Raw genomic sequence first — 12327 nt, forward strand, 5'->3', positions numbered from 1 at the left:
ATAAGTATTACTAAAGAAGAAAGGGAAAAGATTATCAACAAGGGTAGAAAATAACTAAAACAACAAAGGGAGCCTAAGCTCCCTGTTGTTTGGTCAATTTATTACTGATTAACCGGTTTTCATGTCATTGACAGACTGCAGCATGGCGCGACTCTCACGCTGAAATTGAGGGGCAAAGTCACCAAACCACTGTGCCACTTCTTTAAACTCAGCCACAAACGCCTCTCTATCGCCAGCTTGTAACAGTGACAATGCGTGAGAATAGTTATCCAGATAATCACCGATCGCTTGCATACTCTCTTTTTGAGCAAAGATTATGTCAGCATAGAGATCTGGGCTTTGAGCAAACAAACGACCCACCATGGCAAGCTCCAAGCGATAGATAGGTGAGCTAAATTGCAGCAAGCTCTCTATATCTGCTTCCTCTTTGTAGAGGTTAAAACCATAAACAAAAGAGGAGAAGTGTCGCATTGCCTGTACCAGTTGCATCGCTTTATCATGTTTTTCAGGCTCAGCTTCGACGATTCGTGCGCCCCATATTTCAATCTGCTCAAGCAGCCACTGATACTTATCGCTGTCTCGGCCATGACACACCACTACAACCTGTTTTGCCAAACTGCCCACATCAGGGCCAAACATCGGGTGTAAACCAACAACTGGGCCGCTATGCGCCGCTAACATGGCTTCAACTGGCTCACCTTTAATTGAGGTTAAATCAGCCAATATGCAGTTAGCAGGCAAGCTGGTCAGTTTATCCTTAATCAATTCACATGTGATCCCGATCGGCACAGTCACAATGACGAGACCTGCACCATCAAAAATCTCATCAGCTCTGGCCCAATCATCCTTATCGATAACTTTTACTTGATAGCCAGATAGCACTAGCATCTGTGAGAACAAACCACCCAGTTTGCCACTGCCGCCCACAATAACCACATGACCTAAATTTGGGTTGACCTGCTTAAAACCAATATCTTTCTCGTTAAGATAAGACTCGCGCATTAAGCGTCGTAGAATATCTTCTATAAGTTGCGGTGATACGTTCATCTTCTCTGCTTCATCACGACGCTTGGACAACATTGCCGCTTCTCGCTGAGGAGCATAAATAGGCAAGCCAGCCCCGTGTTTTACAGCACCCACTTGAGCAACCAGATCTAAACGTTTTCTCAGTAGATGAATCAATTGCTGATCTACACCGTCTATCAGGCCTCTTAAATTTTCAAGTTCGGCCGTCGTTCTCTCATTCATTGTTTATCTTTCCATCAAAGAAGGTGTACAAAAACTCAGTGAAACCCGACAGTCAAAATGTTAACCATTGACCACTTTATTTGGTATATCGAATCGGCTTGTCAGTACAGAAGATAATGATGCTGCACCTTCACGTAATAATCGCTCTGTCGTTGCCCAATCGATACAGGCATCGGTTACCGATACACCGTAAGCGAGTTCACTCATTGGTTTATTGCTACTTTGGTTACCTTCATTGAGGTGACTCTCAAGCATCACCCCAATAATAGATTGATTACCAGATAAAATCTGCTTAAAAACATCTTCACAGACACCTTTTTGCTTACGGTGATCTTTTGAAGAGTTTCCATGGCTACAATCGACAATTAAACGCGCATTCAGGTTTGCATTGTGTAGCTGTTGCTCACAATCTTCTACGCTTTTAGCATCATAGTTTGGTGTTTTACCGCCACGTAAAATCACATGACCGTCAGGGTTTCCAGCCGTTTGCAGTAAGGCAACCTGCCCCTTCTGATTAATCCCCATGAACCGGTGACTGCTAGCCGCGGATTCAAGCGCATTAATTGCAACACCTAACTTGCCGTCGGTGCCATTTTTAAAACCAACTGGCATAGACAGACCTGACGCCATCTCTCTGTGGGTTTGCGATTCGGTCGTTCTCGCACCAATCGCTGACCAAGTCACCAACTCTGACATGTACTGAGGGCTAATAGGGTCTAACGCTTCAGTTGCGACAGGTAAACCGAGTTCAGCCAACCAAATCATCAACTCGCGCGCTTTACGCAATCCCTTCTCGACATCAAATGATTCATCCATATTTGGGTCATTGATCATTCCCTTCCAACCCACGGTAGTTCTTGGCTTCTCGAAGTAAACTCGCATCAAGATGAAGAAATCATCACTAAGCTCATCGTGCAGCTTCTTAAGCTTTAACGCGTATTCTTTGGCTGAGTCGATATCATGGATTGAGCAAGGACCGGTTACGATTAAGACACGGTTGTCGCGTTTATGTACGATATCAGCGACAGTTTTGCGAGCATTTAGCACGTAATGGTATGCATGGTCAGATAAAGGCAACTCAAGCTTTAGCTCCTGTGGCGTCACTAACACTTTCTCTGAACTGATATGAACATTATTTATCGTATCTTGCTGCATACTAACCACCTGATAATTCCTAAAATTGCCTGAATGTCGCGACACTACGAACCGTGATACCGCTTGGTATTATTTGCTTTATCTATATAAACCGTAAAGCTGTAATGCTACACCATTACAAGTTAAAGTAACTATGCCTATACTTAACGCTAAGATCAAGCAAGATTTACCACTAAAACAAAATTCGGGAACTGAGGGCTTGGGGCTTTCGCTTTCCCCAAGATCACAAAAACCCGCCTATTGGCGGGTTATTGTGCGAACACTGCGTCTTTTTTTTACTTTAAAGCAATAGCGACTAATTACTTAGTAGCTAGCTTCTCACGGATACGTGCAGACTTACCTGAACGATCACGTAGATAGTAAAGCTTAGCACGACGAACACGGCCACGACGCTTAACTTCGATATCAGAGATGATTGGGCTATGCGTTTGGAATGCACGCTCAACACCTTCACCATTAGAGATTTTACGTACAGTGAATGCAGAGTGAACGCCGCGGTTACGCTTAGCGATTACAACGCCTTCAAACGCCTGTAGACGCTCTTTACCACCTTCAACAACACGTACTTTAACAACTACTGTGTCGCCTGCACCAAAATCTGGTACATCTTTCTTCATTTGCTCTTCGTTGAGCATTTTAATGATGTTATTCATGAAATAAACTCCATACTAGTAATAACTGATCGTAACTATCCACACTCATTTGTTGAATCAACAAACTGAGCTAAAAGCTTCGTTTGTTCGTCAGTCAGAGCTAGATTTTCTAATAATTCTGGTCGTCTTAACAAAGTTCTTCCGAGACTTTGTTGCAAACGCCAGCGTCTAATATGTTCGTGGTTGCCACTTAACAAAACTGCTGGTACAGCTAAACCATCCAAGCTTTCAGGGCGAGTATAGTGGGGACAATCCAATAAACCATCAGAGAAGGAATCCTGCTCTGCCGAGGCTTGTTTACCGAGTACACCCGGAACTAACCTAGATACTGAATCAATCAGAGCCATCGCTGGAAGTTCACCGCCCGAAAGCACGTAATCTCCAATTGACCACTCTTCATCCACTTCAGTTTGTATAATGCGTTCGTCAACACCTTCGTATCGACCACACACTAAAATCAAACTGTCCGATTTAGCTAACTCTTCGACGCCTTGCTGAGTCAGCTTGCGTCCTTGAGGAGATAGATAAATCACCTTCGCTCTGTCGCCAGCCGCAGCTTTCGCTGCATGAATAGCGTCGCGTAAGGGTTGCACCATCATCAACATTCCAGGACCACCACCATAAGGGCGATCATCCACAGTGTTATGTTTATCATGGGTGAAATCTCTTGGATTCCACGTTTGCAACTCAAGCAGGCCTTTGTTAACGGCCCGACCCGTTACTCCAAAGTCTGTTACGGCACGAAACATCTCTGGAAACAGGGTTACTACCCCTAACCACATATGTCCTACCTCGACTTAAAAGTCCGGATCCCAATCCACTAAGATCTGTTTCTCTGCAAGATTCACCTCTACGATGAACTGCTCGGTGACAAAGGGGATCATTCGTTCCGCTTTGCCGAAGCCATCTTTTGCGTTAGCTTTAACAAGAAGGACGTCATTTGATCCTGTTTCCACGATCTCCTGAACTTTACCCATCTTGTAGCCTTTAGTATTCGTTACTTCACAACCGATGAGATCACGCCAGTAGAATTCATCTTCCGGTAGATCTTGCATCTGTTCTGCAGACACAGCTATCTCACAATTTGTGAGCATCTGAGCCTGATCCCGTGTCTCTATGCCTTCAAGAGAAGCCACTACAGCTTTTCCCTGACAACGCCACTGGATAACTTTTACTTCGCGCCACTCACCCTGCTCTTTAATCAACCAAGGTGAATAATTAAAAATGCCTTCAACAGAATCGGTATAGGTAGTGATCTTCAACCAACCCTTAATGCCATGACTGGAGCCTATTTTACCCAGTACGACAGGTTCTTGTTTACTACTCATCAAACTATACCTTAACGCTATTAAGCAGCAGCTTTACGTGCGTCTTTGATCAACTTTGCTACGCGATCAGATGTTCCAGCACCGTTAGTTACCCAGTGCTCAACACGGTCTAGGTCTAAACGTAAAGTTTCTTCCTGTCCGCGAGCCATTGGGTTAAAGAAACCAACACGCTCAATGAAACGACCATCACGGGCATTACGGCTGTCAGCAACAACGATGTTATAAAATGGACGCTTTTTTGCGCCGCCACGAGCTAAACGAATGGTAACCATGCGTCTTCAATCCTCTAATGGTTTGCTTCTTCGAAGCAAAATAAATACTGGGACTCCGTGTTCGCGAAGTGTCCCAGTGTAGAAAGCCGGACGAGTTTACCTCACTCGCCGACGAATGCAATGTTTTTTGACCACTAATAAACAAGCAAAGAAGCCTGAGTCAGGTAAATCCCCAACTCAGGCTTCTCTATTTGAATTTATATTAGCGGCCTGGCATCTTCATGCCTGGTGGCAACATACCACTCATGCCGCGCATCATCTTTTTCATGCCGCCTTTCGCCGACATTTTTTTCATCATCTTCTGCATCTGAGTAAACTGCTTTAGCAGACGATTGACGTCTTGAATTTGTGTACCAGAACCTTGGGCAATACGACGCTTACGAGAACCTTTAATGATATCAGGACGCGCGCGCTCACCTTTAGTCATGGAGTTAATAATCGCCTCCATCTGGTTTGTCATCTTGCCATCTTGAACTTGAGCGAGCGCCTCTGGTGGCAATTGACCCACACCAGGTAGTTTCTCAATCATGTTCATCATGCCGCCCATGTTCTTCATCTGCTGAAGTTGTTCGCGGAAATCTTCAAGATCGAAATTACCGCCTTTCTTCACTTTAGCAGCAAGCTTCATCGCTTTGTCTTTATCGACACCGCGCTCAACTTCTTCAATCAGTGACAGTACATCGCCCATGCCTAAGATGCGTGATGCAATGCGGTCTGGATAGAAAGGCTCTAAGGCATCGGTTTTTTCACCCACACCTAAAAATTTAATTGGCTTACCAGTAATATGACGGATAGATAAAGCAGCACCACCACGGGCATCACCATCAACCTTCGTCAATATCACGCCGGTTAACGGCAAAGCTTCATTGAAGGCTTTTGCTGTCGTCGCAGCATCTTGACCTGTCATCGCATCGACAACAAACAAGGTTTCTACTGGATTAACCGCAGCGTGAAGCGCTTTGATCTCATCCATCATGCTTTCATCGACATGCAAACGACCTGCAGTATCGACAATAACCACATCAATAAACTTAAGCTTGGCATGCGCCATCGCCGCATTGACGATATCGATAGGCTTTTGGCTTACATCTGATGGGAAAAACTCAACTTCGACCTCAGTTGCCAAGGTTTCTAGCTGCTTGATTGCTGCTGGACGATATACGTCGGCACTTACAACCAGAACGGACTTCTTCTCACGCTCACGCAGGAACTTAGCAAGCTTGGCGACACTGGTCGTTTTACCTGCGCCTTGAAGACCCGCCATCATGATCACTGCCGGCGGTTGAGCCGATAGGTCTAGGGCTTCATTCGCTGCGCCCATGGCGTTTTCTAGTTCACTCTGAACTATCTTAATAAAGGCTTGGCCCGGACTGAGACTCTTAGAAACTTCCTGTCCTACGGCACGCTCTTTTACACTATTAACGAAGTCACGTACTACCGGTAAGGCCACATCAGCTTCGAGTAGCGCCATACGCACTTCGCGCAAGGTTTCCTTAACATTGTCTTCTGTTAAGCGACCACGACCACTAATATTTTTCAGTGTACGTGACAGTCTGTCCGTTAAGTTCTCAAACATTATCGTGTTCTTACCATTTAGAGGTTACGTTGATAGGGCTGCATTATATACTCAAGCTCACCAAAGAAGCTAGTTGCTCCCCTTACGGTGATCAGTGTAAATACAGCGCAGTGTTATTTCTGACAAACTGGATCAAGCTGCTGGAATCGATGTCTAAGTGATTCGTTCATCCGTCACTTAAAGGCGAAGTAAATAGTCATAGCAAAACTTCCCGGCAGCATTTTACATCTAATTGAACAACAAATGTTCGAAACTTAGGCCTAACGCTCAGAAAGCACTAATTTTTGTGCTTAAACCTACTGCACAATTAGTCGCGGCTCGTGTTATTCTAACTGTAGGTTTTCATATAGTCTTTGCTTGTTCTTAACCTAAACTCTCATTGAGTTCAGCTCAAGAACGAGACACTAGCATCGCAAACAAAAACGATAGGTTAATACTCGATGGTTATATTTTCTGCTTCAGCCATGTTTTTTTACTGCATCGCCTTAGTGCTAGTCGTCAGCCGATTGTTTCATACTGACGGTCCGAATCGCCGCCTAGTCGCTGGTGTCGCAGCCATCGCTGTTATCTTACACGCAGCAGCACTTTCACAAGCCATGTTCACCGGTGACGGACAGAATTTCAGCCTCACTAATGTGATCTCTTTAGTTAACTGGATCATTGCATTTAGTTTTACGGTACTGCTATTCAGACTCAAAATGATTGTGGTTGTCCCCGTTGTTTATGCCTGCTCTATCATCTCTGTAGCCCTGCTCTGGTTAGTGCCACCAGAATATATCACCCACTTTGAGATCCACCCTGACATTCTTGTTCATGTGGTCCTCTCGCTAATGGCCTACAGTGCGCTTATGATTGCCGCTTTATATGCCATACAGCTCGCCATGATTCAAAACAAGCTTAAGAGTAAAAAGCTGATCATGAATCCAGCCATGCCTCCTTTGATGACTGTCGAGAAACAACTTTACCACTTAGTGATTGTGGGAGTTATCTTACTCAGTTTATCGCTGGCCACAGGTTTCATCTTCCTCGATGACATGTTTGAAGAGGGTAAAGGGCATAAAGCCATACTTTCTATCCTCGCCTGGTTTACCTATATCGCCATGTTGGCTCAGCAATATTGGGTGGGCTGTAAGATCAGAACGGCGGTTATCTATACTCTGTCGGGAGCCACCCTATTATCACTGGCTTATTTTGGTGCCCGAATCGTTAAAGAGCTTATTTTAACGTAAATCAAACTCTGTTGATCAGCCCTTTTCTTTCAAATGTTTATGACATTTTTATGAAAGAGATAAAAGGGCTGACTTGACACATTAATAAAATCGCTGTAATTACTAGTTTCTATTGCTTGTTTGCCCGTTTCACAAATTTATAACCAGACTAATGGAGCTCCTTTTTGGACACCATATCAACCAGCACACTTCTTATTATTCTTGTCTTCCTGCTCATTCTCTCAGCCTACTTCTCAGGGTCTGAAACCGCCATGATGTCCCTTAACCGCTATCGGTTAAAGCACTTAGCCTCTAAAGGGCATAAAGGTGCAAAGCGGGCTATGCAGATGCTCGAGCGACCAGACAGACTGATAGGCTTGATTCTTATTGGTAATAATCTGGTGAATATTCTGGCCTCTGCCATCGCAACCATCATTGGAATAAGATTGTTTGGCGACGTGGGGGTCGCCATTGCCACAGGTGCCTTAACGTTAGTCGTGTTAGTTTTCTCTGAAGTCACGCCAAAAACCATCGCCGCATTGCATCCTGAACGTGTCGCTTTTCCTTCAAGCTTTATTCTCAAATGGTTACTAGTCGTACTATCACCTTTAGTCAAAATCGTTAACTTTATCACCTCAGGTGTACTGCGCCTCTTAGGCATCCGCTCTGTTAGATCATCTGATGCGCTAAGCAAAGAGGAGCTCAGAACCGTCGTACATGAAGCAGGCGCACTTATTCCAACACGTCACCAGGAGATGTTGTTGTCGATTATGGATCTTGAAAAAGTAACCGTAGAAGACATCATGATCCCACGTTCAGATCTGTTCGCCATCAATATCAATGACGATTTTAAAAGCATCACCAAGCAAGTGATCCAAAGTCCTCATACCCGGGTTCTGCTTTATCGCGATAATATCGATGACGCAGTCGGCTTTGTCCATCTAAGAGATGCGCTGCGCCTGCAATCTAAAAATCAGTTCAGTAAGTCTTCGCTACTTCGTGCAGTAAAAGAGCTCTACTTTATCCCCGAAGGTACGCCACTCAATGTGCAGCTAGGTAATTTCCAGCAAAATAAAGAGCGCATAGGATTGGTGGTCGATGAGTACGGTGATATTCAAGGCCTAGTGACCTTAGAGGATATTCTCGAAGAGATAGTGGGAGACTTCACCACCTCACCAGAGCCCACGCCAAGTGAAGAGATAAACAAACAACAAGATGGTAGTTACCTTATCGAAGCCACCATCAACATCCGTGAACTCAATAAAGAGATGTTGTGGCACTTCCCTATCGATGGCCCTAAAACCATCAACGGCCTCGTTGTCGAGTACTTCGAAGAGATCCCCCCTCCCAATACCAGTATGCGCATCGCGGGTTACCCGATTGAGATAGTGGAAGTGGAAGAGAATAAAGTCAAAATGGTGAGGGTTATGCCGGAATACTATTTAAAATCTAAAAAAGCCAAGTAGACACAATCGATTACAACAGCTTAGAGATGAGTCACCTTCAAGGTAAATTTGCCAGATTTGCTAGATTTAATGTATAAAAAGTCAGGCAAATTTACTCCTAAATGCAAAATAAACAGCACCAACTAAACATTAAAATAGAAAAATAATCCCTACTTTTTATGAACTCATAGCTCGTCGTTCTGCTTCAAGTGCACGACGTTTTTCAACCGCCATCGGCGTTATCTGTTTATCCAACTCTGGCTCCAAGCCCAGAAAAAAGTAGACCTCTGCCATCAGAAAAAATGGACCAATCAAAAGTTGGTTTAAATCGTCGATAAAAGCGGGCTTCGCTTTCTCATATTGATGCCCTATCAATTGAATAATCCAACCAACCACAAACACAGAGAGCGCTATCCATAAGCCGCCTGACTGCTGCGCCACAAGACTTGATGTATAAAGTACAGGAATAATAAACATCACCAAACCAATGGCAATACGGGCATGCAGCTTGATGTAATAGATTGAAATGCCGATAGCAAATACCGAGGCAAGATTAATATTGAGCCCTAAACTATCCAGAGTAAAAAAATTAATCGGAATAAGATTGAGCAGTAAAAACAGTGACCAGATAATCAGCGGCACGCCTATAAAATGCGTATTAATGTTCTTTGGATTTAAGTGGACACTTTTATAGGTCGACAACTGTTCTTCGGCGGATTTCATCTGCTCTTCTCCATTCTAGGTATGGTTTTAATGTCTTGATAAAGCACGACACCTACTGGCTAACGATTCTGTTAGTTGCAGCTTCTAGGTTCGCATTAGCAATTAAGTGTACGTACGTCTCATTTAAACCTAATGGATTTTAAGCGCTTTGAATAGAGTAAAAGGTCAAAAAAACATCTTAAGTCGATATTGTTTCCATAAAGACAGCAGACTCACACTGATAGCGACCCAAGCGCAGCCAATCAAGGTATCAAACAAACGCCATAATATGAGGGTTCTATCACCCCCTTGCTGTAATACTGCTAAATCAAACACCAGCAAAATAACCAGGGTAATTAACAGGCTAAAAACAAGGTAGTTTTGTCGTAATGCACTTGGTAAAAAAAGCGCCGTAAGCATCACAAGCAAAGGAAAACTCCAAGTAGGCATGAACACCACCGCAACATAGGCCAAGCTCACTCCCAGCATGGTGCCGGCAACTCGTTTCCAAACCTTCTTCAATGCACTTGCACCATCAATGTGCATGACAAAAAGCACGGTTAGGCCGACCCACACCCCATGCTCAGCATGCAGGTAATGTGCGGTTAATGTCGCAATTAAAATAGTGATGGCTAACGTAAAGCCATAAAGCGGGCCATTGATCTCCCCTTCACAAAGGCGGCGCCATTCAAGGTCTGGAGACCAGGCCTGTGCTTGTGAAGGAAAAAAGCGTGTTTGCGCAATACTAAGTCCCGCTCCCAATAAAGCCCCAATAAAATACGCCAACGCCGTATAAATAGTGGCGGGGATCCCCATCTCTTCAAGCAATAATGCCGCAGCCACAAATTTACCTAGCAGCGTAAAGTAGGTTTGATCAGGCTTAGGCTGCCCAGCTAAAAAACTAATGATAACCATGGCCAAAATAGCCAGTTCTATGTGTCCCACCAATAGTGAGCCAAACATGCCAGACAAGATCACCAATATCATGCCACCGACCATGGCAATAGTGCGATATGTTTTAGATTCACTACGGGGATCAAGTCTTAGACTAAACAGGGCTCCAAGGGCGACAAAGGCCGAAATTTCTCTTCCCATCCCTAGGCCGATGAGCAACGGAATGCCCATCGATATGGCGTACAAACTGCCACGGGTCCAATCATCTTTGGTCGGTATTGTTAGCACAACCTCCCCCTCCCAATAACCTTAACTTATACCAGTTCCATTAAATAAGTGATCAATTCAGAGCCACTCAGGCTTTTCAATTCAAGGCACATTGATGAAGAAATGGTTATTCCCTTTTAAGTTAATGTAAAGCAGAAGTGGAATGCCTGAGAGGCTCACGTAGTGCGGGTTTCAAAGCCCTTTATGCTACGTTAGAGGCTTTTGATATAGAATAACTATTAGCTTCAAGCCTCCGTCTTGCCTACAGGGCTTTGAACTCCCGCTGAAAGATCACATTATTAATGGAATTGGTATTATAACAAGTATCCTGACACACGGCACAAGTAAGGCCTACGTATATTTAGGCCCATAATCTAAAAAACCACCTAAGCGGTGGTTTTTTATTGGGTATGATTAAAATCAGTTAACTAGAGTGAGTCCATTTGATTTGAAACTCTATCTCCTCTTCATCCCCTTCACGCTCATGCTCTATATTGTACTGCGCTCTCACCGGCACATAGATACGTTCACCCGCGATTTGAATCTCAAATTTACTGCCACTTTCAAGGGAATCAGCCAGTCTTCGCAACTTGGCCACAAAATCCGCCGTTGGGTAGTCTTTTTCAATATCTCTATCTTCTTTCTTCGCCATGACCATATTCCTTTATAGGTTGTGATAATTCAATCACTGAAGATTGATACCAATCAGTATTAGATTACGTTATTTGAACCTAAATTATCAAAGCTTACTTGGATAAATTTCAGCTCATTGGTTACGACTTGTCTAATAACAGATCTTTTTAGGTTTGGTTCACTGAGCCAGTTTGGTGTTTGGTTAGTTTGATGAATACCATAGCTAAACTGGTACTTATTGCTTGCAGCTGCTGCTGTGTAGGGATGCACCAATGTCGCAGTGGCAGGTCAACGATGTTCCCTACATCATAATGACATTTCCCATATCCCTATGGGTCAGATGTGAGTGAACCACCTGATGTGCTGAAACTTCTGTGACACAACTCCCTCTCTATTAACTGAATGGGTCCCTATAGCCTCTACAATGACATTTGATGTGAACAAATACCGTGGTGACATGGATGTCATTAAACGGCCATTTAATCTAAGCTGATTGCCGCATCTACATCCGAGAGTTTATCTCTTCGATTTTAAATTTACTTGTGCACGGTTTTGGACAAAAACGTGCTGACTTGCCTGATAGCAAGTTTCAAATATCTTTTCCGGAATTGGTTTCATTGGGCTGGATTGGTACTTGGCAATTGAACTAATATCATTGCCAAGTTGGTGTTTATTGCTTGCAGCAGGCCGATGTGTAAATACTTCTGCGGGACGCTGCAAGTACAATCCCTGTAAGCTCGACGGTGGCATCCTTGCCACCAACGCCCTCAGCCGCATTCACACCTGATTGTTTATCTCTTCGATTTAGGTTCTTCGAGTAGCTAACTCATTTTTGTCGGATAGGCGGCACTTGTTACCAAGTACCGCCCTCCTAAGAACCGTACATGCAACTTTCACTGCATACGGCTCAAGCCTCCACTAAGGCGTATTCTGTTACCCAGCACCC

The 12327-nt window shown here is 44.1% G+C and carries 12 protein-coding genes; 2 read left to right on the forward strand and 10 right to left on the reverse strand.

Features of this window, described 5'->3' with window-relative positions; translation table 11 throughout:
• Positions 1-108: 108 nt before the first annotated feature.
• The 7 genes from tyrA to ffh form a co-directional block, all read right to left on the reverse strand.
• Positions 109-1248 (reverse strand): bifunctional chorismate mutase/prephenate dehydrogenase, encoded by a 1140-nt coding sequence (tyrA, locus tag FN961_RS24565; RefSeq protein ID WP_144042779.1) that lies wholly within the window; start codon positions 1246-1248, stop codon positions 109-111.
• Between the two features lie 60 nt (positions 1249-1308).
• Positions 1309-2403, reverse strand: coding sequence for a 3-deoxy-7-phosphoheptulonate synthase (locus FN961_RS24570; RefSeq protein WP_144042780.1), 1095 nt, complete (start codon positions 2401-2403; stop codon positions 1309-1311).
• Positions 2404-2702: 299 nt separating this feature from the next.
• The gene (gene rplS, locus FN961_RS24575) at positions 2703-3056 is read right to left on the reverse strand and encodes a 50S ribosomal protein L19 (protein WP_144042781.1); all 354 of its coding nucleotides are present in this window, start codon (positions 3054-3056) and stop codon (positions 2703-2705) included.
• A 35-nt stretch (positions 3057-3091) separates the two neighbouring features.
• A complete protein-coding gene (gene trmD / locus FN961_RS24580; RefSeq protein WP_144042782.1) occupies positions 3092-3838 on the reverse strand; it encodes a tRNA (guanosine(37)-N1)-methyltransferase TrmD in 747 nt (248 codons plus the stop codon).
• Positions 3839-3853: 15 nt separating this feature from the next.
• Positions 3854-4384, reverse strand: a complete 531-nt coding sequence (rimM, locus tag FN961_RS24585; RefSeq protein ID WP_144042783.1) for a ribosome maturation factor RimM — start codon at positions 4382-4384, stop codon at positions 3854-3856.
• Positions 4385-4404: 20 nt separating this feature from the next.
• On the reverse strand, positions 4405-4656 hold the full coding sequence (rpsP, locus tag FN961_RS24590) for a 30S ribosomal protein S16 (protein WP_144042784.1): 252 nt from the start codon (positions 4654-4656) through the stop codon (positions 4405-4407).
• 202 nt (positions 4657-4858) lie between these two features.
• Positions 4859-6232, reverse strand: a complete 1374-nt coding sequence (ffh, locus tag FN961_RS24595; RefSeq protein ID WP_144042785.1) for a signal recognition particle protein — start codon at positions 6230-6232, stop codon at positions 4859-4861.
• A 440-nt stretch (positions 6233-6672) separates the two neighbouring features.
• On the opposite strand from ffh, the gene FN961_RS24600 reads away from it, so the two are divergent.
• A complete protein-coding gene (locus FN961_RS24600; RefSeq protein WP_144042786.1) occupies positions 6673-7461 on the forward strand; it encodes a cytochrome C assembly family protein in 789 nt (262 codons plus the stop codon).
• 164 nt (positions 7462-7625) lie between these two features.
• The gene (locus FN961_RS24605; RefSeq protein ID WP_144042787.1) at positions 7626-8906 is read left to right on the forward strand and encodes an HlyC/CorC family transporter; all 1281 of its coding nucleotides are present in this window, start codon (positions 7626-7628) and stop codon (positions 8904-8906) included.
• Between the two features lie 156 nt (positions 8907-9062).
• On the opposite strand, the gene FN961_RS24610 is transcribed toward FN961_RS24605, so the two are convergent.
• The 3 genes from FN961_RS24610 to FN961_RS24620 form a co-directional block, all read right to left on the reverse strand.
• Positions 9063-9608, reverse strand: a complete 546-nt coding sequence (locus tag FN961_RS24610) for an Mpo1 family 2-hydroxy fatty acid dioxygenase (protein ID WP_144042788.1) — start codon at positions 9606-9608, stop codon at positions 9063-9065.
• Positions 9609-9773: 165 nt separating this feature from the next.
• Positions 9774-10769 (reverse strand): FUSC family protein, encoded by a 996-nt coding sequence (locus FN961_RS24615; RefSeq protein WP_144042789.1) that lies wholly within the window; start codon positions 10767-10769, stop codon positions 9774-9776.
• Between the two features lie 403 nt (positions 10770-11172).
• Positions 11173-11400: an amphi-Trp domain-containing protein gene (locus tag FN961_RS24620; RefSeq protein WP_144042790.1), complete on the reverse strand. Its 228-nt coding sequence runs from the start codon at positions 11398-11400 to the stop codon at positions 11173-11175.
• Positions 11401-12327: the final 927 nt, after the last annotated feature.

The sequence above is a fragment of the Shewanella hanedai genome (assembly GCF_007197645.1).
Lineage (GTDB): Bacteria > Pseudomonadota > Gammaproteobacteria > Enterobacterales > Shewanellaceae > Shewanella > Shewanella hanedai.